Here is a 22,401-nt window from a genome sequence, read left to right on the forward strand (position 1 = left end):
TGCAAAAGATGAAGGGTAATTACAACGTTACGCCGCTTTTAAAGATAGCCAGTTCCCGGAAATCGTTGCGCTCGTTGCAGGTTTGCTTACCGTTGGCGAACTCAACGATCGTATCGACAAACTCGCTCAGCAGTTGAGGCATCGCTTTACCGTGGATCAACTGTCCAGCGTCAAAATCGATCCAGTGCTTTTTCTTCGCTGCCAGCTCGCTGTTGGTGGCAATTTTCACCGTCGGTACAAAACCACCGTACGGCGTACCGCGACCGGTACTGAACAACACCATATGACAGCCCGCGCCCGCCAGCGCGCTGGTGGCGACGGCATCGTTGCCCGGTGCGCTCAGCAGGTTCAGGCCGTGGGTTTTCAGACGCTCGCCGTAGCGCAGCACGTCCACCACCTGACTGGAGCCTGCTTTTTGCGTGCAGCCCAGAGATTTATCTTCCAGCGTGGTGATACCGCCCGCTTTGTTGCCCGGCGATGGGTTCTCGTAGATCGGCTGGTCGTGGGCAATGAAATACTGCTTGAAGTCATTAACCATGGTGACCAGCTTGCCAAACGTTTCTTCATCGCGGCAGTGGTCCATCAGCAGCTGCTCGGCGCCGAACATTTCCGGTACTTCGGTCAGCACTGTAGTTCCGCCGTTAGCAATCACGTAGTCGGAGAAACGGCCCAGCATCGGGTTGGCGGTAATACCGGAGAGGCCGTCAGAGCCGCCGCATTCCAGACCAAACTTCAGCTCGCCCAGCTTACCCGGTTCACGCTTATCGTTACGCATCACGTTGTACAGCTGGTGAAGATGTTCAATCCCCGCTTCCACTTCGTCTTCCTGGTGTTGGCAGACCATGAAGTGAACGCGATCAGGATCGTACTCGCCTAAGGTTTCGCGGAAGGCATCCACCTGATTGTTTTCACAGCCCAGACCAACCACCAGCACCGCACCCGCATTCGGGTGACGCACCATGTTTTGCAGCATGGTGCGGGTATTAATGTGGTCGTCGCCGAGCTGTGAACAGCCGTAGGTGTGGCTGAAGAGATGCACGCCGTCGATTCCTTCGGCGTCGTTAGTCTCTTTCAGAAAACGGTTCTGCATCTGGCGCGCCATGGCGTTAACGCAGCCTACCGTTGGCAGGATCCACAGTTCGTTACGCACCCCAACGTCACCGTTCGCGCGGCGATAAATCTGCACATCGCGATCCGCCGGTTGTGCAACTTCCGCCTGAAAATCAGGTTGGTAGCGATACGTATCCAGGTCGCTCAGATTGGTACGCGTGTTGTGAGCATGAATATGCTCACCCGCCGCAACATCCACCAGCGTATGGCCAATTGGCAAACCGTATTTAATGACGTTTTCGCCTTTCGCAATATCGCATAAGGCGAATTTATGGCCACGAGAGACCGCCTGACGTAGGATTACCGCCTGCCCATCAACGGTGACTTCGTTTCCTTCAGCCAAATCAGCAAGCGCAACCGCGACGTTATCCAGCGCATGGATCTTGATGTATTGCATACCTTCACCCAGGCCTTAGTTCAGTTCAATGGCGAAATAATCGCGCGCATTGTTGAAGCAAATATTTCTGACCATTTCACCCAGCAGCTGGATGTCGGCAGGGGCTTCGCCCGCGGCAACCCAACGGCCAATCATCTGGCACAGAATGCGACGGAAGTATTCATGGCGTGTGTATGACAGGAAGCTACGGCTATCGGTCAGCATACCGACGAAACGGCTAAGCAAACCGAGCTGGGCCAGCTGCGTCATCTGACGTTCCATCCCGTCTTTCTGATCGTTGAACCACCAGCCGGAACCGAACTGCATTTTGCCCGGCATACCTTCGCCCTGGAAGTTACCGATCATGGTGCCCAGCACTTCGTTATCGCGCGGGTTCAGGCAGTACAGAATGGTTTTCGGCAGCAGGTTTTGCTCGTTCTGCTTGCTCAGCAGTTTGGACAGTTCTTCGGCCATCGGACGATCATTGATGGAGTCGAAACCGACATCCGCGCCCAACAGCTTGAACTGGCGCAGGTTGTTATTACGCAGCGCGCCGATGTGGTACTGCTGTACCCATTCGCGACGAGCATATTCCGCACCAAGGAACACCAGAACGGCGGTTTTGAACTGGGCAACTTCATGTTCACTCAGGGTTTCACCCGCCAGGCGACGCGCCAGAATGCTATCCAGTTCAGATTCGTTAGATTCGGCAAACAGCACCACGTCCAGCGCGTGGTCCGAGACTTTACAGCCGTGCGCCGCGAAGTGATCAAGACGTTTGGTCAGTGCAGCTTGCAGGTCGCTGAAGCGGCGGATATCCGTGTCAGACACTTCACCGAGCTTCGCCATGTAGTCATTAAAGGTCGCCAGCTCAATGTTAAAGGCTTTATCCGGACGCCAGCTCGGCAGCACTTTCACATCAAAGCTTCCGTCTTTAGCAACGGCCGCATGGTGCTCCAGAGAGTCGATCGGATCATCGGTAGTGCCGACCATTTTCACATTCATCTGCTGCATGATTCCGCGCGCAGAGAATTTATCCTGCGCCAGCAGCTCGTTGCACTGGTTCCAGATTTCGTCAGCCGTTGCCGGAGACAGCAGCTTACCTGTAATACCAAACGGACGACGTAATTCGAGGTGGGTCCAGTGGTACAGCGGGTTACCGATAGTGTGCGGAACCGTGGCGGCCCATGCGTCAAACTTCTCGCGATCGGACGCATCGCCGGTACACAAGCGCTCAGCGACGCCATTGGTACGCATCGCACGCCATTTGTAGTGATCACCCTTCAGCCAGATGTCATACAGGTTATTAAAACGGTAGTTTTCAGCGATTTGTTGCGGTGGTAAATGGCAGTGGTAATCGAAGATCGGCTGGTCTTTGGCGTAATCATGGTACAGACGGCGGGCAAATTCGGTGTCCAGCAGGAAATCTTCAGTCATAAACGGGGTCATTATCGTCTTCCTCTCAACGAGTGCGTCAGATTGCTTATGTTTTGATGTTGACAAAGTTATCACACCAATTTCTATACGCTTAAGATATTTTCGTGAGTTAGATCAACAAATGGTGACAAAAAAATTACTCTCAAAGAGGTAAATCACGCGTCAAGCCGCGCCAGTTCTGGCTTTGCTGAATCGAAATAATGACCACACGAAGATTCACACTTTTGTGATGGCACTCACCTTTTAAAGCTGTATGACAAGTTATCTTTTGGCCGTCGCGATACATAAGCCGACGGAATGCAAATTACCGATGGATATCCATCGGATTGACCGGTACGGAAACCGAATTAGCACAATTATTGACATGGCAAAGTTCGGGGAGTACCGGCTTTTTTTTTCGGTCCCCCCTCGTAAAAGAACATCCTCCGCCCTGAACTGGAAGATGACCGCTCGTTCGCGGACATAACAAAACGATGAGGTTTTACATGCGTAAAATTAAAGGGTTACGTTGGTACATGATTGCACTGGTGACACTTGGCACCGTGCTGGGTTACCTGACACGTAACACTGTGGCGGCAGCTGCGCCAACTCTGATGGAAGAGTTACACATCTCCACTCAACAGTATTCCTATATCATCGCAGCGTATTCTGCTGCTTACACCGTAATGCAACCCGTTGCCGGCTACGTGCTCGATGTGCTCGGCACAAAAGTGGGTTACGCGATGTTCGCCGTTCTGTGGGCCGTCTTCTGTGGCGCGACCGCACTGGCTGGCAGTTGGGGTGGACTGGCACTGGCGCGTGGTGCGGTAGGTGCCGCTGAAGCCGCAATGATCCCTGCGGGTCTGAAAGCCAGTTCTGAATGGTTCCCGGCAAAAGAGCGTTCAATTGCCGTAGGTTACTTTAACGTCGGCTCTTCTATCGGCGCGATGATTGCTCCACCGCTGGTGGTCTGGGCCATCGTCATGCACAGCTGGCAGATGGCATTCATTATTTCCGGTGCGCTGAGCTTCATCTGGGCGATGTGCTGGCTTGTGTTCTACAAACACCCGCGCGACCAGAAAAAACTGTCTGATGAGGAACGTGATTACATTCTGAATGGTCAGGAATCACAGCATAAAAACGCGACCTCGAAAAAAATGTCGCTCGGTCAGATCTTGCGTAACCGCCAGTTCTGGGGCATCGCGCTGCCGCGTTTCCTGGCAGAGCCGGCCTGGGGTACCTTCAACGCCTGGATCCCGCTGTTCATGTTTAAAGTCTACGGCTTTAACCTGAAAGAAATTGCGATGTTTGCCTGGATGCCGATGCTGTTTGCTGACCTGGGCTGTATCGTTGGGGGTTACTTACCGCCGCTGTTCCAGCGCTGGTTCGGCGTTAACCTGATCGTTTCACGTAAAATGGTCGTCACCATGGGTGCATTGCTGATGATTGGCCCAGGGATGATTGGTCTGTTCACCAGCCCATACATTGCTATCGCCCTGCTGTGCGTCGGTGGCTTTGCTCACCAGGCGCTGTCCGGTGCGCTGATTACACTCTCTTCTGACGTGTTTGGTCGTAATGAAGTGGCTACTGCGAACGGTCTGACCGGTATGTCCGCCTGGCTTGCAAGTACGCTGTTTGCGCTGGTCGTCGGCGCACTGGCTGACACCATCGGCTTTAGCCCACTGTTTGCCGTACTGGCGGTATTCGACCTGCTCGGCGCGTTAGTCATCTGGACGGTATTGCAGAACAAATCGGCCAGCGAGGTAGAGTCAGAGTCGCAAACTGGCGATCCCGCTGCGCAAAGTTAACCGGACAAGATTTAACAAGGTTTTGTCATGCTAAGCCGCCAGTTATCTGGCGGCTTTTTTGACGTCGCGAGTGGAGCCGTAATCGTAAAAGTGGTATAACAAATAGAGTCTGCCGTATCATGCCTGGAGCGCATATGGAAATCACTGAACCACGACGTTTGTACCAACAACTTGCCGCTGATCTGAAAGAACGCATTGAGCAGGGCGTCTATCTGGTGGGTGAAAAACTCCCCGCTGAGCGCTTTATCGCCGATGAAAAAAATGTCAGCCGTACCGTGGTTCGTGAAGCGATTATCATGCTCGAAGTTGAGGGCTATGTAGAAGTGCGCAAAGGTTCTGGCATTCATGTCATTTCGAACCAGGCCCGTCACCAGCAGGCCACCGACGAATCGCTTGAATTCGCCAATTATGGTCCTTTCGAGCTGCTTCAGGCTCGTCAGTTGATTGAAAGCAATATCGCTGAATTTGCCGCAACGCAGGTTACCAAGCAAGACATCATGAAACTGATGGACATTCAAGAGCATGCGCGGAATGAAAAATGCTTCCGCGATTCCGAATGGGATCTGCAGTTTCATATTCAGGTCGCGCTAGCCACGCAGAACTCAGCGCTGGCCGCCATCGTAGAAAAAATGTGGACCCAGCGCAGCCACAACCCGTACTGGAAAAAACTGCACGAGCATATCGACGCACGTACCGTCGATAACTGGTGTGATGACCATGATCAAATTCTCAAAGCACTGATCCGTAAAGATCCGAACGCGGCAAAACTGGCGATGTGGCAGCACCTGGAGAATACCAAAATCATGTTGTTCAATGAGACCAGCGATGATTTTGAGTTCAATGCCGATCGTTATCTTTTTGCAGAAAATCCGGTCGTTCATCTCGATACGGCGGTTAACAGCGCTAAATAAGCAATCTTTTCGATGCAGGCGCGACAAAGCGCCTGTTTCTCCTGCTTGGTAAGCATTAGGTATAAAGTGTCAGCCTGTGTAAATCCTCTCGCCTCCCTCCATTGCGATAAGCAAAATCACAGTTCAACAACCGTAATTTCTATAACGGACAACGTTGACCTTTGTTACAATTAGATGCTATTTGAATTTTTGTGTTTGAGAGCTTGCTTACTTCACAACTTTACAGGGAATAGTTCAGGCCGTGAATTTGTGTCAGACCGCGATCCATGTAAAAAACACCAATAAAATTGCGGCGTTACAAACTCCAGAAAACCGGCATGACGACAACCGATTCTCCAGGAATATTGAATGGAACTACTGACTCAATTACTGAATGCTTTATGGGCTCAGGATTTTGAAACGCTGGCCAATCCTTCCATGATTGGCATGCTCTATTTCGTACTATTTACCATTTTGTTTCTGGAAAACGGACTGCTGCCAGCGGCCTTTTTACCTGGCGACAGTCTACTGGTGCTGGTCGGCGTACTTATCGCCAAAGGCGCGATGGGTTTCCCGCAAACGGTACTGCTGCTCACTACCGCAGCCAGCCTGGGTTGCTGGCTTAGCTATATCCAGGGGCGATGGCTGGGGAATACCCGCACAGTACAAAACTGGCTATCTCATCTGCCCGCGCATTACCATCAGCGCGCGCATCATCTGTTCCATAAGCATGGCTTGTCTGCGCTGCTGGTCGGTCGCTTCATCGCGTTTGTCAGAACATTACTGCCGACCATCGCAGGATTGTCCGGCCTGAACAATGCGCGCTTTCAGTTCTTCAACTGGATGAGTGGACTGCTTTGGGTTTTGATTCTCACAACGCTTGGTTATCTGCTGGGCAAAACGCCGGTGTTTCTCAAATATGAAGATCAGCTGATGTCTTGTCTGATGCTGCTTCCTGTGGTGTTACTGGTGTTTGGTCTGGCAGGTTCACTGGTTGTTCTTTGGAAGAAGAAATACGGGAACCGAGGGTAAATTATGCTGAAATCATGCATAACGCTCCGACGACTTGCCTGGTCCACCACTTTTATGTTGTTCATTGGCGCGTTGCTCCTGACCTGGTCTGTCATTCGCCAGCAGGAATCAACGCTTGCCATTCGTGCCGTAAACCAGGGAGCCAGCATGCCTGATGGCTTCTCTATCTGGCATCACCTGGATGCCAACGGCATTCGTTTTAAAAGCATCACTCCGCAAAATGACGCACTGCTGATTACCTTTGATTCCAGCGCGCAGAGCGCAGCCGCAAAGGTCGTACTTGATCGAACGTTACCGCACGGTTTCGTTATCGCTCAGCAGGATGATGATAACCAGGCGGTGCAGTGGTTATCCCGCTTACGTGATACTCCACACCGCTTTGGTTAATTTCCAGGAATCTGAATTAGATCACTCACTTTGGTGATTTCACCGTTTAGCGCCTATGATTAATAAACAGGGCTTATGACCCAACGTTTTATTATTCTGGAGCATCGACCCTAAACGACGAGGTCGAATCACAATGGAAGGTTCAAGAATGAAATACCGCATCGCTTTGGCAATTAGCCTTTTCGCTCTAAGTGCCGGCAGCTACGCCAACACTCTCTGTCAGGAAAAAGAACAAGACATTCAGCGGGAGATTAGCTATGCCGAAAAACACAATAATCAGAGCCGCATCAATGGGCTGAACAAAGCGCTGAGCGAAGTCAGGGCAAACTGTACTGACAGCAAACTGCGCGCCAACCATCAGAAAAAAATCGCCGAGCAGAAAAATGAGATTGCCGAGCGTCAACGTGACTTAGCCGAAGCTAAGCAAAAAGGCGATGCGGATAAGGTAGCAAAGCGCGAACACAAGCTTGCTGAAGCTCAGAAAGAGCTAAAAGAACTCGAAACCCGCGATTACTAAGTACGGTAACTAGCCACTCAACTGGAGAAAACTATGTCGAAAGATAATGCTACGGAAAACCTGCGCGCTGAGCTGAAATCTCTTGCGGATACGCTTGAAGAAGTACTTAGCTCTTCTGGCGATAAGTCGAAGGAAGAGATGAGTAAAATTCGCAGCAAAGCCGAACATGCGCTGCGCGAGAGCCGCCATCGTCTGAGTGAAACAAGCGATGTGATTGCCAAACAGACCCGTGAGGCCGCGGCTAAAGCCGATAACTACGTGCGCGAAAACCCATGGACAGGCGTCGGCATTGGCGCTGCAGTCGGTGTGGTGCTTGGTGTACTGCTGTCGCGCCGTTAACAATGGCTGATTCTCAACACGCACAAGGTCCAGGCAAAGGCGTACTGGGTATTGGACAGCGGATCCTGACGATTCTCGTTGAGATCGTAGAGACGCGGCTGCGGCTGGCCGTCGTTGAGCTGGAAGAGGAAAAAGCCAACCTCATCCAGATCCTGCTGATGCTTGGGCTGACTATGCTGTTCGCGGCGTTTGGCCTGATGAGCCTGATGGTACTTATCATCTGGGCCATTGACCCTCAATACCGCCTGAACGCCATGATTGCCACCACCGTAGTGCTGTTGCTGTTAGCGCTGATTGGCGGGATATGGACGCTTCGTAAAGCGCGTAAAACAACGCTGCTACGCCATACGCGCAATGAACTCGCGAACGACAGGCGGGCTCTGGAGGATGACGCATAATGAGCAGTAAAGTCGAACGTCAACAACGTAAGGCGCAACTGCTTGGACAGATCCAGCAGCAACGGCTGGATCTGTCTGCTACTCGCCGCGACTGGCTGGAAGCCACCGAGGTCTACGATCGTGGCTGGAAGACGCTGTTGAACCTGCGCGGCTGGGTGTTAGTCGGGAGCAGTATTATGGCAGTTCGCACCATCCGTAACCCAAATCTGCTGGTCCGCTGGGCCAAACGCGGCTTTAGCGTCTGGAGCATCTGGCGTCTGGTGAAATCGACCATCAGACAGCAGCAACTGCGCGGCTAATCCCTTCCCTACCCCCAACCTCAAAATTTTTGAAAAATACTGACAGTTTTCCTTGCTAACAATTCTCATTAGCCACGTTTATTATTCTCTTCATCGACAGCAACGACGCGCTCAGCAGCGTCGTTGCACAAAAAAACACAATAAGCCGCTTGAGTGGTTTCCTGGAGAGTATGATGAAGAAATTAGAAGATGTTGGTGTACTGGTAGCGCGCATTCTGATGCCAATCCTGTTTATTACCGCAGGTTGGGGAAAAATCACCGGATATGCAGGTACCCAACAGTACATGGAAGCCATGGGCGTCCCTGGATTTATGCTGCCGCTGGTGATTCTGCTTGAGTTTGGCGGCGGTCTGGCAATTCTGTTCGGTTTCCTGACCCGTACTACCGCGCTGTTCACCGCAGGCTTCACGCTGCTGACGGCATTCCTCTTCCACAGTAACTTTGCGGAAGGTGTGAACTCTCTGATGTTTATGAAAAACCTGACCATCGCAGGCGGCTTCCTGCTGCTGGCTATCACCGGTCCGGGCGCATTCAGTATTGACCGCGTACTGAATAAAAAGTGGTAAGCAAACTATACTGAACACATCAAAAAGCGAGGAGATATCTCCTCGCTTTTGCTATCTGAGGAGACGAAAATCATGGGACAACTGATTGACGGCATCTGGCATGACACTTGGTACGACACCAAATCAACCGGCGGGAAATTTCAACGTTCTGCATCGGCTTTCCGTAACTGGCTCACCGCAGATGGCGCGCCTGGCCAGACCGGTGAAGGTGGCTTTGCTGCCGAAAAAGACCGTTATCATCTGTACGTTTCTCTGGCCTGTCCATGGGCGCATCGCACACTGATTTTGCGTAAACTTAAAGGGCTGGAACCGTTTATTTCCGTTTCCGTTGTGCATCCGTTAATGCTGGAAAACGGCTGGACCTTTGACGACAACTTCCCAGCGGCAACCGGCGATACCCTGTATCAGCACGAATTTCTTTATCAGCTCTATTTACACGCCGATCCACACTACAGCGGTCGGGTGACCGTTCCGGTACTGTGGGACAAAAAAAACCACACTATTGTCAGCAACGAATCTGCAGAAATCATCCGCATGTTTAATACTGCGTTTGATGCGCTGGGTGCGAAAGCCGGGGATTACTATCCACCGGCCCTGCAAAGCAAAATCGACGAGCTGAACGGCTGGATTTATGACAACGTCAATAACGGCGTGTATAAAGCGGGATTTGCCACCAGCCAGGAAGCCTACGACGATGCCGTGGAAAAAGTCTTTCAATCTCTGGCACGACTGGAGCAGATCCTGGGTCAGCATCGCTTCCTGACCGGTGACCAGCTAACTGAGGCCGATATTCGCCTGTGGACCACGCTGGTGCGCTTTGATCCGGTTTATGTCACCCACTTCAAGTGCGACAAACACCGCATCAGTGACTACCTGAATCTGTACGGTTTTCTGCGCGATATCTACCAGATGCCGGGCATTGCGGAGACCGTCAACTTTGACCATATCCGTCATCACTACTTCCGTAGCCACAAAACAATCAACCCGACCGGTATTATTTCAATCGGCCCGTGGCAGGATCTCAGCGAACCTCATGGGCGTGACGAGCGTTTCGCCTGATTTACACTGGCCTCCGTTTGGGTAATGCTGTTCAGTTAACGCCTCCGTTTCGAAAGGCATCAACATGTGCTGGCGGAGGTAATGAATATGTTATTTCAGGGAAAGGGTTCCGTTCACCTCATGTTCATCGTTTCTCTGAAGCACCGATTCCTGTGAACGTGTAAAGGGCGTTCTCCGCCACGCCCTTTACAATCCCGGCTCCCGGCAGGAAAATTGTTGCTGTGCAATACCCTCCGCTTACTCCTCCAGGCTACCGGGTCGGGCGCGAGGAAACGTCCCTGTAAAACGCGCCCTGAACCCGCATCCATGCGGGTTCTCCCGGCCTTACGGAAACACGTCGGCAATTTTCAGCCGGACCAGCCCACACCTGACCATCTGCGTTTTTTTGAATATATCTGAACAGCAAATCAGATTTAACTGGAAGTCAGAGCATTACAGCGATGACCCCGGTCCGGCTGAAAATCGATGAGGCGTTGACGGCTGACCGGGGCTGCCCGCAGGGATGCGGGCAGAGGGGACGGCCTGCATGGACGCAGGCTCGGCCCCGACCCGACAGGCAGACGGAATAAGACGAATACATCGCGCAGCGACGATTTTCCCGCCGGGAGCCTGGGTTGCAAGGGAGGCGGCGGTGAGCCTCCCTTGCCCGTTCACGGGTATAAAGATATCAGAGAAGCAACGCACATGAGGTGAACGGAACCCTGAGCAAGAATCACATGTTCACCATACATGCTTAACTGATCGTCATTGCCCGTTTGGAGGCCAAATAATTAACAACACAAATATTTACCAGCATTCCATTCGCAGCTATTCTTAATTTGATTGCTTTAAAAACAAGTAATTGAACGCAGAACGAGGCAAAAATGGATTGGTATTTAAACGTATTAAAGAATTACTTTGGTTTTGGTGGCCGCGCGCGTCGTAAAGAATACTGGATGTTTGTGCTGGTCAACATCATCTTCACGTTCGTGCTGGGCATTCTGGACAGAATGTTTGGCTGGGAGCGCGCCGGAGGAGAAGGCATATTAACGACGATTTACGGGGTTCTGGTCTTTATCCCGTGGTGGGCGGTACAGTTCCGGCGTTTACATGACACCGACCGTTCAGCCTGGTGGCTGCTGGTGCTATTGATCCCGATCGTCGGCTGGTTGGTCATCATCATTTTCAACTGTCAGGATGGCACGCCGGGTGAAAACCGATTTGGCGAAAACCCGAAGCAACTTTCGTAGATATTCAAAAAGGCAGAAAACTATTCTGCCTTTTTATTCATAACAAGAAAAATATTTATTAGACTGCTACCAACAATAATTAATTTATATATTTTATCCATAAATATAAACATAAAAAATATTACTAGTAAAATATCCTATTTTTAATAATAATCATGATCTTTACAGGTTCATGTGCTACATTTTTTTGTTTTCTTAAGATGAATAGGGATATTTTATGCAGTGGTATTTACAGGTTTTAAAAAATTATGTGGAATTCTCTGGTCGCGCGCGTCGTAAAGAATACTGGATGTTTATTCTGATTAGCGTGATTATCAGCGCCATTCTGAACGTCATTCAATCCGTAATCGGTATGGAAATTCCGGCACTCTCACTGATCTATAGCCTGGCCGTACTTCTACCAAGCATTGCCGTTGGCGTTCGCCGTCTGCATGATACAGAGCGTTCTGGTCACTGGATGTGGCTCATGTTAATTCCAGTCATCGGCTCCATTATTCTGCTGGTATTTTTCTGCCAAAACGGGACTTCCGGCAGCAACCGCTACGGCAACGATCCGAAGCAAAACGAAATTAATTAATTTATTTCGCGGGGCAATTATTTTATTGCCCCGATTTGCACTGAAATCTGCCCCCGAAATAATCCGAACTGCAATCATTCACAGACGTAGATTATTTACCCGCAAACAGCTTGGGAATTTCTCGCAGACACCAGGATTTCGCCTCGCCCATGCTGTCACGACGCCAGGCCATAATAATATCTATCTCGCTTGTCGATTCCGGACTAACGACCCGCAGTCGACCAGCTGCAATATCCTCTTCCACCAGCGGGTACGGCATTGTCGCTACGCCCAATCCGGCCAGCAGCGCCTGACGTTTATCTTCTATCGTACTCACCGTCAGACGCGGCTGTTTATCCAGCAATTGAACCGTGAGTACCGGACGCTCACGGGCGGTATCCGCCACAGCGATCCCACGGTATTTCACGCGGGTAACTTCCGATAACGGTTCCGGCTCCTGATGAATCGGATGATCCGGTGCCGCCACATATACGTTCATCAGCGAGTACAGCTTGCGCGAGTTGATTTCTGAGGATGAGCGAAAATGCATATCCGGCGCAATCACGATATCCGCCCGCCCCTGTTCAAGACGCTCCCACGCCCCGGCCAGAACTTCGGTAATGACGGAAAGCTGGGTATTGGCCTTCCCAGCCAGTCTGTCGATCAGCGGGAAAAACGCCGCCGTTGGCACCAGTGCTTCGGTAACGATAGTCAAATGCGTTTCCCATCCGCGAGCCAACGCTTCGGCATCGGTAGTCAGCTTATCCGCAGCTTCCAGCAGTACGCGCCCACGCTCCAGCAGCATACGCCCGACGTTAGTGAATTTTGTACGGTGGCCTGAACGGTCAAACAGCACTACGTCCAGCTCTTCCTCCAGCTTCTGCATGGTATAGCTAAGTGCGGAAGGCACGCGCCCCAGTTCGTCCGCTGCGGCGGCAAAGCTGCCGCGCCTGTCTATTGCGTCCATGACGCGTAACGCCTCAAGCGTTAAAGCCCTTTCTTTAGCCATCTCGTTCTCATTCAGGAAATTTGAACATACTAGGCAGAATATCTGGCTAACAATGCAGCGTCTAGCCATTTAACATAAAAGGAAGTAAAGAGAGGTCAAGAACTATGATTACTACCCGTACAGCCAAACAATGCGGGCAAGCAGACTACGGCTGGCTGCAGGCCCGTTATACCTTCTCCTTTGGACACTATTTTGATCCTAAACTGCTGGGTTATGCCTCGCTGCGTGTTCTGAACCAGGAAGTTCTGGCACCGGGGGCCTCTTTCCAGCCGCGGACCTATCCGAAGGTGGATATCGTCAATCTGATCCTTGAAGGGGAAGCGGAGTACCGAGACAGCGAAGGCAACCATATCAAGGCCAAAGCAGGCGAAGTTTTACTGCTCGCGACACAGCCCGGGATTAGCTATAGCGAACACAATATCAGCAAAGACAAACCGTTAACGCGGATGCAGCTCTGGCTGGACGCCTGCCCGCAGCGTGAAAACGCCTGCGTACAGAAAGCCACGCTGGGTACCGGTAAGCATCAGCTGCTGGCCTCGCCGGACGGTGAACAAGGCAGCCTGCATCTGCGCCAACAGGTATGGGTGCACCACGTTGAACTGCAGCAAGGTGAATCGCTGAGTTTTCAGTTACATGGGCCACGCGCTTATTTACAGTCGATTCACGGCAGATTCCATGCGGTGACGTCTGGCGCCGAAAAAGAAGCGCTCACCTGTGGCGATGGGGCATTTATTCGTGACGAAACTAACATAACGTTAGTCGCCGATACCCCGCTGCGCGCTTTGCTGATAGATTTGCCCGTATAGTCAGGGAAAACAATGGAGTACGACTATTGAGCAAGAAATCATCAAAAAAACGCCAGCCACAGGTTGAGCTGAAAAAACGGGAAACAGTTGCCTTCGGCTATGAAGAAATGCTGACAGAGCTGGAAGCGATTGTGGCCGATGCCGAGCTACGGCTGGAAGACGAAGAAGCCGCCTGAAAAGGCGGCTTAGACTTATGCCGGGTGGCGGCAACGCCTTACCCGACCTGAAGATTAATGCGCCTTACTGGCCATGATCTCAATAATCTGCTTGTCGGTTTCCTGCATCGAACGACACGCCAGCGCACACAGGTTAGCGATAGATTGTTCCACGTTATGCGCCACAATCCCTTCGTTGCCGGTTACGGCAGTATCATCCAGTGCCATCAGTACCGCTTTCCACGCCGCAGATGCGCTGGTTGATACTTTCATCGCGCAGCTGTTTGAAGCGCCATCGCAAATCATTCCGCTCACGTCGCCAATCATGCTGCTGATCGCCATCGCGATGGTGTTGTAGCGGCCATCCACGATCCATGCCATCCCCGCTGCTGCACCCATCGCCGCCGTGGTTGCTGCGCACAGCGCAGACAAACGAGGAAGCTGATGATGGATGTAGATAGCGCTCAGGTGAGACAACATTAGCGCACGTGCCAGTTTCTCCTCATCCGCGCCAAAGTGCTCGGCCACCACCATGACCGGAACAGTCGCGGTAATACCCTGATTGCCGGATCCGGAGTTGCTCATGGCCGGCAGCGTCGCCCCGCCCATTCGCGCATCCGATGCCGCACTGGTGCGGATCAGAATAGAGGTGGAGAGATCGTTCGCCAGCAGACCACGCGCGCACTGCTTCTCAAGTGTGGTTCCGATGTGCAAGCCCCAGTTACCACGCAGCCCTTCCTGAGACAGCGCACCGTTCAGCTTTGCCGCATCAAGAATAAAGCGGATCGACTCAAACGGTACCGCGTTCACGAACGCCAGAATCTCTTCCAGCGAGGTGTGAGACAGTACCGCCAGCGGCGACTCCAGCTCCTCTTCCTGAGCATTCTGTTCTGTGGTGAACACTACACCCTTATTGGTCTCGATGTGGACTATGTTGGTATGACCGCCCACAATCGTCACGCACGCCCATCCTTCAGCGCTGTAAACCTTCGCGCGGGAAAAGAGGATATCCTCGCAAGGCTCCTGCAGCATCACCGCGACCTTGCCACCAGCGCTCAACATCGCTTTCGCATCAGCGATCGCTTGGGGCGACGCATCTTTCAGTACCTCTAAACCGGCACGGGCATTTCCCCCCAGCGCACCCAGCGCCGCCGCGACAGGTAACCCGACCATTCCGGTACCCGGCACGGTAACGCCCATGCCGTTTTTCATCAGGTTCGGTGAGACCCACGCATCAATACGTTCAACCGCGCCGTCCAGCTCAGAGGATGCGACCGCTGCCGCCAGCGCCAGAGAGATAGGTTCCGTACAACCCAGCGCAGGCTTAACCTCTTCCTGTACCGCGCGGATAAAACTATCCCATAATGGATTCAATGTAGTCTCAAACATAACAACAACCTTTGCTCAGATAACTCAGGAAAATGCCAGGAACGGAGAAACGCACAGCAGCAGGCCCGTGATAATAATCAGATACAGGGAAGCGCCTTTGTATTTGTGCAGTGAAGGAACTTTGTAGACCAGCCAGGCCGGGATCAGACAACCCACCATGCCGAAGATAGGACTACAAATAGAGGTGAAGCTCAGCACCGGCGCATTGAGCACAATTGCGCTCCAGGCCAGCAGGATGGCGAAAACCATAATACCGCGCTGAACCAGGGTTTCGTTGATTTTCTCGGCTGGCATTTTGCGGCGCAGCACGTTCATTACGATCCCCTGAGTCGCTTCACGGAAACCTAAGTAGACGCCGAAGAAAGCGGTCATAACGGCAAAGATGTTCAGAACAACGCTGACGATTTTCACCCAACCAGCACCCGCACCGCTGATAAACTGCGCGGCAATCGCCAGAGCGGAAATATTCTGCTCATAAGCTTTAACCGCTTCGTCATGGCCCATCGCTAACGTGAAGGAAACGGCGTAGAAAAAGACGGTCACGAACAGAATGCCGAACGCGATATTCATCGCTCGCAGGGCTTTATGGCGCGCCACTTCAATAGATTTGTTGCGAGAACGATACGAGATAACCATCGGGCTTAATGTCTGAATAAACAGAATTGAGGTCAGCGTAAATGGCAACGTTATGATCGCGTTTTTGATCAGCAGCGCCATCGGCGGCAGTAAACCTACGTTATACAAATGCCACATCCCAACCATCGATACGCCAAGCGCTGCCACTACCAGCAGTTTGGTCAGCACCATGCCGGTGGAGATTTTAAACAGCAGTTTTTCCCCGCGTGACGAGATGGCCACCAGGATGCAAATCAGCACCAGGCCATAGAACGGGCTGTCGGACAGTAAACCTTCAGTAACGCCAAAAGTATGCAGGTAAGAGGCGCTATCGTTGGTGATGGCGGTGGAGTAGACGAACATCCAGATTACCAGCATCACAAAGTATAACGCACCTAACAGGATGCCCCAGTTTTTACCCAGGTAACCGCTGATCACGCTTGGGTAATCTTTACATTCCGGGGACTCAGCCAGCGTATTGATAAACAGACGCTGGAACAGATACATGGCTGGGTAGCCAATGATAGAGGACAGCAAGAACACCCACAGCCCCATTAACCCGACCTGGACAGGAAGAAAAACAATCCCCGCACCAATCGCCATACCGATACTCATAATGACCCAGCCGGTGTCCATGCTGTCGAATTTAATAGCTTCACGCCATTCACTTTCGGTCATCCCAGCCCGACGCGCCGGAGCAGATGCGTCGAGTATTACGCTGTTATTCGTTGCCGTTTCCATAAAAATCTCGCTCAAAATGTAGGGTAAGGTTTTATTATTTTTCCGTTCCGCATCAATGCGATACGCGGTACGAGTCGTGCAGGCGAGTTCGTTAGAATGGAGAAATCATACGCCGAGGGTCAGAGAAAAACTTCACATAAATACCCCCTCATTTCATAATGTTTAATAAAATTTTTCTATTTTATATTTACAAAATGGGATTAATTTCTCTTTTTGAAGCGGATCACAACAAAAAAAGGGCGCACTCAGGTGCGCCCAAAGGAGAAATAAACACAAATTTAGTTAAGTACAAATCACTTTGATAGCCAGACCACCACGTGACGTTTCACGGTATTTGTCATTCATATCTTTGCCCGTTTCATACATGGTCTCGATCACTTTATCGAGCGAAACGCGTGGCTCAGATGTTCGACGTAGCGCCATACGCGCGGCGTTGACGGCTTTTACCGCGTTGATCGCATTGCGCTCAATACACGGTATTTGCACTTGTCCGGCGACCGGATCGCAGGTCAGTCCCAGGTTATGCTCCATGGCGATTTCCGCCGCAATACACACCTGAGACGGGCTACCGCCGAGCAACTCGGTCAGCCCAGCTGCAGCCATTGAACAAGCGACGCCAATCTCACCCTGACAGCCCACTTCGGCACCCGAAATCGAGGCGTTCATCTTATACAGCGCACCTATCGCCCCCGCGGCCAGTAAGTAGCGGGCAATGGAGTTTGCATTCACCGGGCGGCGGAACTTGTCGTAATAGGCCAGGACAGCAGGGATAATCCCACATGCTCCGTTGGTCGGTGCCGTCACAACCCGGCATCCGGCGGCGTTTTCTTCGCTCACGGCCAGCGCAAACATGTTGATCCAGTCGATAACGTTCATCGGGTCGCTGGACAGGTTATCGCTGGAAACCAGCAACCGACGTAATGCCACGGCGCGGCGCGGGACGTTCAGTGGACCCGGCAGAACGCCTTCGGTGTTCATGCCGCGCTCAATTCCAGCGTGCATAACGTCCCAAATGGCAGCAAAGCCAGCATCGATTTCTTCTTTGCTGCGCATCGCCAGTTCGTTTTGCATCATCAGGCCGGAAACAGACAGCCCGTTGCGCTCGCACAGTTTCAGCAGTTCGCTGGCGGAATGAAAATTGTAGGGCACGTGTGCTTCAACATCATGCGCCTGACCAAATTGCTCCTCTTCAACGATAAAACCACCACCGATGGAGTAATAGGTTTTGCTTAATAGCGTCTCGGTGCCGTTCCATGCGGTGATACGCATGCCATTTTCATGGCGTGGCAGCGTTTCGGTATGAAAGAGAATATTTTTGTCTGGGGAAAAATCGACAACATGCGTGCCCTCTGCAACCGGTAAACGTCCGGTACGGGCCACTTCCTGAGTAAAACCAGCGATAGAATCTATATTAACATTTTGTGGACTGTTACCGGCCAGTCCCATCATGATGGCGACATCTGTCGCATGACCTTTTCCGGTCAGGGAAAGCGATCCATAAAGATCGACCACAATATGCGTAGCTTTGGGGAGTTCCCCGCTGCTGACCAACAGATCGATAAAGCTTTTACCTGCGTTCATTGGCCCCACGGTATGGGAGCTGGAAGGTCCAATGCCAATCTTGAAAATATCGAATGCGCTAATCATATCCACACCCTCGGATTGCCGTTCAGTGAAGACCAGGTTTCACACTCATTAAGGATCGGGGCGCTCCTGAGATCGCCCCGCAAGGGATTACAGCGTGTCGCCACGTACGGCGATGGCTTCAATCTCCAGCTTCACATCCTTGGGTAAGCGGGCGACCTGCACGCAGCTGCGCGTAGGGTAGATTGCCTTATGCTCATCAAAGAACTGCTGGTACACCTGATTGATGGTGGCGAAGTCGTTCAGGTCGGAAACGAAAACGGTGGTCTTGACGATATCGCTCACTTTCAAACCTGCAGACTCGACAATCGCTTTCACGTTTTCCAGGCTTTGACGCGCCTGATCGGATACGTTTTCAGCCACTTCACCGGTCTGTGGACACACCGGGATTTGACCTGACGTCAACACCATGCTGCCCAGATCCACCCCCTGTACGTAAGGCCCGATAGCCCCTGGCGCACATTCGGTTGCAATAACTTTTCTCATAGTCCCTCCGGCGTCAGAGCGCCTGGGTGAAAGTACGTGAAATAACATCCTGCTGCTGTTCACGGGTCAGCGCGTTGAAGCGCACCGCATAGCCAGACACGCGGATCGTCAGGTTCGGATAGTTTTCCGGGTGCTCAATGGCATCCATCAACATTTCACGGTTCATAACGTTAACGTTCAGATGCTGCCCACCTTCCACATGCGCTTCATGGTGGAAGTAACCGTCCAGCAGACCGACCAGGTTGGTTTTACGCACTCCATCCTCTTTGCCCAGCGCTGCCGGTACAATGGAGAAGGTGTACGAGATACCGTCTTTGGCATAGGTGAACGGCAGTTTGGCGACCGAGGTTAACGACGCCACCGCACCTTTACGATCGCGGCCGTGCATCGGGTTTGCCCCTGGCGCAAACGGCGTACCTGCGCGACGTCCGTCCGGCGTGTTACCAGTTTTCTGTCCGTACACCACGTTGGAGGTGATGGTCAGAATGGACTGCGTCGGCACCGCGTTACGGTAGGTTGGCAACACTTTAATTTTCTTCATAAAGCGCTCGACCAGATCGCAGGCAATACTGTCTACGCGCTCGTCGTTGTTGCCGTATTGCGGATAGTCTCCTTCGATTTCAAAATCAATCGCCAGACCGTTTTCATCGCGAATCGGTTTCACGCGAGCATATTTGATAGCCGACAGAGAATCCGCCGCCACGGACAGACCCGCCATACCACAGGCCATCGTGCGATAGACATCACGATCGTGCAGCGCCATCAGCGATGCTTCGTAGCTGTACTTGTCGTGCATGTAGTGGATGATGTTCAGTGCGCTGATGTACTGCACGGCCAGCCAGTCCATAAAGTGGTCCAGGCTCTCCATTACCGTGTCGTAGTCCAGCACGTCATCCATCAGCGGTGCCGTTTTCGGCCCGACCTGGATTTTCAGCTTCTCATCCACACCGCCGTTGATTGCGTACAGCAACGTTTTGGCGAGGTTGGCACGCGCCCCGAAGAACTGCATTTGTTTGCCGATAACCATCGGGCTGACGCAGCAGGCAATGGCATAGTCATCGCTGTCAAAGTCGGCACGCATCAAATCGTCGTTTTCGTACTGTAAAGACGAGGTAATGATCGACACCTGGGCGGCGTATTTTTTGAAGGCGATTGGTAGCTGTTCAGACCACAGCACCGTCAGGTTCGGCTCTGGTGCCGGGCCCATGGTGTGCAGCGTATGCAGATAGCGGAACGAGTTCTTCGTCACCAGCGTGCGGCCATCAAGCCCCATACCACCGATAACTTCGGTCGCCCAGATAGGGTCGCCTGAGAACAGGGTGTCGAATTCCGGCGTACGCAGGAAGCGCACCATACGGATCTTCATAATGAAGTGGTCGATCAGCTCCTGCGCCTGCTGCTCGTTTAAAATCCCCGCTTTGAAATCGCGCTCAATGTAGATGTCGAGGAACGATGCGGTACGGCCCAGCGACATCGCACCGCCGTTCTGCGATTTCACCGCAGCCAGGTAAGCAAAGTACACCCACTGCACCGCTTCCTGCGCATTACGTGCCGGGCGGGAGATATCGCAGCCATACTTCGCCGCCATTTCCTGCATTTGCAGCAGAGCGCGACGATGCTCAGACAGCTCTTCACGCAGGCGAATCGTGGCTTCAAGATTTTGGCCCCACTCCAGGTTCGACTGGAGATCGGCAAACTGCAGTTCACGCTCGCGCACCAGGTAGCGGATACCGTACAGTGCGACGCGGCGATAATCACCGATAATACGGCCACGGCCATAGCCGTCCGGCAGACCGGTCAGCACGCCGGATTTACGGCAGCGCAGCATATCCGGAGAGTAGGCGTCGAATACGCCCTGGTTATGGGTTTTACGCAGTTCAGTAAACTGGTATTCAAAATCAGCATCCATCTCACGACCATAAGCATCAAAAGAGCTTTTGATCATGTTGATGCCACCAAACGGATGCAGAGCGCGCTTGAGCGGCTTATCCGTTTGCAGACCAACGATTTTTTCCAGTTCTTGTTCAATATAACCCGCATCATGCGCGGTTATCGTGGTAGCAATATTGGTATCGAAATCAACCGGCGCGTGCGTCGAGTTTTCAATACGGATGCCCGCCATAACTTTTTCCCACAATGCAGTGGTCGCAGGCGTTGCTTCGGCGAGGAAAGATTCATCCCCTTCATAAGGCGTATAGTTGTGCTGAATAAAATCACGGACATTAATTTCTTCTTTCCAGTCCGTACCTTTAAAGCCATTCCAGGCTTCGGCATACAGCATATCGCTGGTATCGATATTTACCTTCATGAAAAATAATCTCTCTGCTGAAAATTAATTATGCAAATGCTACTGGGGTATTAATTTTGCCTAATGCAATGGCATCACGTGCAATCATTTTCTCTTCATTTGTGGGAATAACCGCACAAATAACACGAGCATCTTTATTTGAGATAATTCTTTCACCATGGGAATTTGGCAGACTATTCATTTCGTTGTCGATATTCACGCCTAAAACGGCAAGGTGCTCAATAACCAGACGACGAATTAATACTGAGTTCTCACCTATTCCACCAGTGAAAATAATCCCATCAAGACGATGCAACGATGCGGCATGCCCGGCGATATGACGCGCGATACGATGCACAAACGTTTTAATCGCCAGCTGCGCACGCTCATGTCCCTCGTGCCAGGCTTTTTCTAACGTACGTAAGTCAGAGGACAAACCGGAAATACCCAGTAAACCGGACTCTTTATTCACTACGCGCTCAAGGTCACTCAGCGTCTGGTTGGTTTCGCTGGCAATCCACGCCATCGCGCCGAAATCAACGTCGCCACTGCGTGTCCCCATCATCAACCCTTCCAGCGGCGTCATGCCCATTGAGGTATCAACGCTCTGGCCGTTACGCACCGCACAGATTGACGCGCCGTTCCCCAGGTGAGCCACAACCAGACCCGAGTCATCACTCTGCAGGTCGAGAAGGTCATGCGCTTGCTGAGAAACATAGCGATGCGACGTACCATGGAAGCCGTAACGACGAACGCCCAACTCTTCGAAATATTTCCACGGTAAACCGTACAAATAGGCTTCAGGGGCCATCGTCTGGTGGAAGCTGGTATCAAATACCGCAACCTGCTGCCGGCCAGGGAAAAGGTGCTGAGCAGATTCGATCCCACTCAGGTTCGCATAATTATGTAACGGTGCTAGCGGCGATACCCGGCGGATATTATCGATAACTTCGTCAGTAATAATTGCTGATTCGGTAAAGATATTTCCGCCGTGGGCAATGCGGTGGCCAATTAAGGCCACGCTGTCCATTAAATTACGTTTCTCTAGTTCAACGGCAATTGCTTTCAATGCGTCTTCGTAGCTGTGGTGAGCCAGCTTAGCTGGCTCTCCTCCATTAATTGCTATGAACGCATTTTCAGAGTTAATACCGTCCGCGATTCCCGCCATTAAAACTTCACAGTTAGCTGCATCCAGCACTGAGAATTTAATGGAAGACGAACCACAGTTAATAACCAGTACTACCGGAAACTCATTCATTTCACTACTCCGCTCATCCTGAGCTTAAG

23 protein-coding genes are annotated in these 22,401 nt (G+C 51.9%); 14 read left to right on the plus strand and 9 right to left on the minus strand.

Annotated features, from left to right (window positions below):
• Window positions 1–19 precede the first annotated feature (19 nt).
• Window positions 20–1,507, minus strand: coding sequence for a UxaA family hydrolase (locus OGV98_RS02500; RefSeq protein WP_003024809.1), 1,488 nt, complete (start codon window positions 1,505–1,507; stop codon window positions 20–22).
• 15 nt (window positions 1,508–1,522) lie between these two features.
• Window positions 1,523–2,935 carry a glucuronate isomerase gene (uxaC, locus tag OGV98_RS02505; RefSeq protein ID WP_003024811.1) on the minus strand — a complete coding sequence of 471 codons (1,413 nt, stop codon included), beginning with the start codon at window positions 2,933–2,935 and terminating at the stop codon, window positions 1,523–1,525.
• 473 nt (window positions 2,936–3,408) lie between these two features.
• On the opposite strand from uxaC, the gene OGV98_RS02510 reads away from it, so the two are divergent.
• The 12 genes from OGV98_RS02510 (at window position 3,409) to OGV98_RS02565 (ending at window position 12,003) form a co-directional block, all read left to right on the plus strand.
• Complete coding sequence (locus OGV98_RS02510; protein WP_003024814.1) at window positions 3,409–4,710, plus strand: MFS transporter; 1,302 nt, start codon at window positions 3,409–3,411, stop codon at window positions 4,708–4,710.
• 134 nt (window positions 4,711–4,844) lie between these two features.
• Window positions 4,845–5,621 (plus strand): transcriptional regulator ExuR, encoded by a 777-nt coding sequence (gene exuR / locus OGV98_RS02515; RefSeq protein ID WP_003024817.1) that lies wholly within the window; start codon window positions 4,845–4,847, stop codon window positions 5,619–5,621.
• A gap of 348 nt (window positions 5,622–5,969) precedes the next feature.
• A complete protein-coding gene (gene yqjA, locus OGV98_RS02520; protein ID WP_003024820.1) occupies window positions 5,970–6,632 on the plus strand; it encodes a DedA family general envelope maintenance protein YqjA in 663 nt (220 codons plus the stop codon).
• Between the two features lie 18 nt (window positions 6,633–6,650).
• Window positions 6,651–7,019, plus strand: coding sequence for an EnvZ/OmpR regulon moderator MzrA (gene mzrA, locus OGV98_RS02525; RefSeq protein ID WP_162838710.1), 369 nt, complete (start codon window positions 6,651–6,653; stop codon window positions 7,017–7,019).
• A 148-nt stretch (window positions 7,020–7,167) separates the two neighbouring features.
• On the plus strand, window positions 7,168–7,536 hold the full coding sequence (locus OGV98_RS02530) for a DUF1090 domain-containing protein (RefSeq protein WP_003024825.1): 369 nt from the start codon (window positions 7,168–7,170) through the stop codon (window positions 7,534–7,536).
• Window positions 7,537–7,569: 33 nt separating this feature from the next.
• A complete protein-coding gene (locus OGV98_RS02535) occupies window positions 7,570–7,875 on the plus strand; it encodes an ElaB/YgaM/YqjD family protein (protein WP_003024832.1) in 306 nt (101 codons plus the stop codon).
• A 2-nt stretch (window positions 7,876–7,877) separates the two neighbouring features.
• Window positions 7,878–8,273: a phage holin family protein gene (locus OGV98_RS02540; RefSeq protein WP_003024834.1), complete on the plus strand. Its 396-nt coding sequence runs from the start codon at window positions 7,878–7,880 to the stop codon at window positions 8,271–8,273.
• Entirely contained in the window at window positions 8,273–8,572 is a 300-nt protein-coding gene (locus OGV98_RS02545; protein WP_003024845.1) for a YqjK-like family protein, read from the plus strand. Before OGV98_RS02540 ends, OGV98_RS02545 begins: the two co-directional genes overlap by 1 nt.
• Before the next feature lie 173 nt (window positions 8,573–8,745).
• A complete protein-coding gene (locus OGV98_RS02550; protein WP_003024847.1) occupies window positions 8,746–9,138 on the plus strand; it encodes a DoxX family protein in 393 nt (130 codons plus the stop codon).
• 72 nt (window positions 9,139–9,210) lie between these two features.
• Window positions 9,211–10,197, plus strand: coding sequence for a glutathionyl-hydroquinone reductase YqjG (yqjG, locus tag OGV98_RS02555; protein ID WP_162648190.1), 987 nt, complete (start codon window positions 9,211–9,213; stop codon window positions 10,195–10,197).
• 863 nt (window positions 10,198–11,060) lie between these two features.
• Window positions 11,061–11,426: a DUF805 domain-containing protein gene (locus tag OGV98_RS02560; protein ID WP_003841502.1), complete on the plus strand. Its 366-nt coding sequence runs from the start codon at window positions 11,061–11,063 to the stop codon at window positions 11,424–11,426.
• Window positions 11,427–11,643: 217 nt separating this feature from the next.
• Complete coding sequence (locus tag OGV98_RS02565; RefSeq protein ID WP_003841504.1) at window positions 11,644–12,003, plus strand: DUF805 domain-containing protein; 360 nt, start codon at window positions 11,644–11,646, stop codon at window positions 12,001–12,003.
• Between the two features lie 91 nt (window positions 12,004–12,094).
• Here the strand turns inward: OGV98_RS02565 and yhaJ are convergent, their stop codons facing one another.
• The gene (gene yhaJ / locus OGV98_RS02570) at window positions 12,095–12,991 is read right to left on the minus strand and encodes a DNA-binding transcriptional regulator YhaJ (protein WP_003024855.1); all 897 of its coding nucleotides are present in this window, start codon (window positions 12,989–12,991) and stop codon (window positions 12,095–12,097) included.
• A 104-nt stretch (window positions 12,992–13,095) separates the two neighbouring features.
• Here yhaJ and OGV98_RS02575 point away from each other — a divergent pair, with 104 nt between their 5' ends.
• Together OGV98_RS02575 and OGV98_RS02580 are read left to right on the plus strand one after the other, a co-directional pair.
• Window positions 13,096–13,797 (plus strand): pirin family protein, encoded by a 702-nt coding sequence (locus OGV98_RS02575; protein WP_003024860.1) that lies wholly within the window; start codon window positions 13,096–13,098, stop codon window positions 13,795–13,797.
• A gap of 26 nt (window positions 13,798–13,823) precedes the next feature.
• The gene (locus OGV98_RS02580; RefSeq protein ID WP_164919136.1) at window positions 13,824–13,973 is read left to right on the plus strand and encodes a protein YhaL; all 150 of its coding nucleotides are present in this window, start codon (window positions 13,824–13,826) and stop codon (window positions 13,971–13,973) included.
• 54 nt (window positions 13,974–14,027) lie between these two features.
• Here OGV98_RS02580 and OGV98_RS02585 read toward each other — a convergent pair whose 3' ends face one another.
• From OGV98_RS02585 to tdcD, 6 genes are all read right to left on the minus strand, one after another.
• Entirely contained in the window at window positions 14,028–15,341 is a 1,314-nt protein-coding gene (locus tag OGV98_RS02585; protein WP_044714474.1) for an L-cysteine desulfidase family protein, read from the minus strand.
• Between the two features lie 24 nt (window positions 15,342–15,365).
• Entirely contained in the window at window positions 15,366–16,697 is a 1,332-nt protein-coding gene (locus OGV98_RS02590) for an SLC5/6 family protein (protein ID WP_003841510.1), read from the minus strand.
• Between the two features lie 282 nt (window positions 16,698–16,979).
• Window positions 16,980–18,344 (minus strand): L-serine ammonia-lyase, encoded by a 1,365-nt coding sequence (gene tdcG, locus OGV98_RS02595; protein WP_048218687.1) that lies wholly within the window; start codon window positions 18,342–18,344, stop codon window positions 16,980–16,982.
• Window positions 18,345–18,431: 87 nt separating this feature from the next.
• Entirely contained in the window at window positions 18,432–18,827 is a 396-nt protein-coding gene (locus OGV98_RS02600) for an enamine/imine deaminase (RefSeq protein ID WP_003024870.1), read from the minus strand.
• Between the two features lie 13 nt (window positions 18,828–18,840).
• On the minus strand, window positions 18,841–21,135 hold the full coding sequence (gene pflB, locus OGV98_RS02605; protein ID WP_003024871.1) for a formate C-acetyltransferase: 2,295 nt from the start codon (window positions 21,133–21,135) through the stop codon (window positions 18,841–18,843).
• A gap of 28 nt (window positions 21,136–21,163) precedes the next feature.
• Complete coding sequence (gene tdcD / locus OGV98_RS02610; protein ID WP_003845303.1) at window positions 21,164–22,372, minus strand: propionate kinase; 1,209 nt, start codon at window positions 22,370–22,372, stop codon at window positions 21,164–21,166.
• Window positions 22,373–22,401 lie beyond the last annotated feature (29 nt).

It is taken from the genome of Citrobacter sp. Cf136 (genome assembly GCF_030333815.1).
GTDB lineage: Bacteria > Pseudomonadota > Gammaproteobacteria > Enterobacterales > Enterobacteriaceae > Citrobacter > Citrobacter freundii.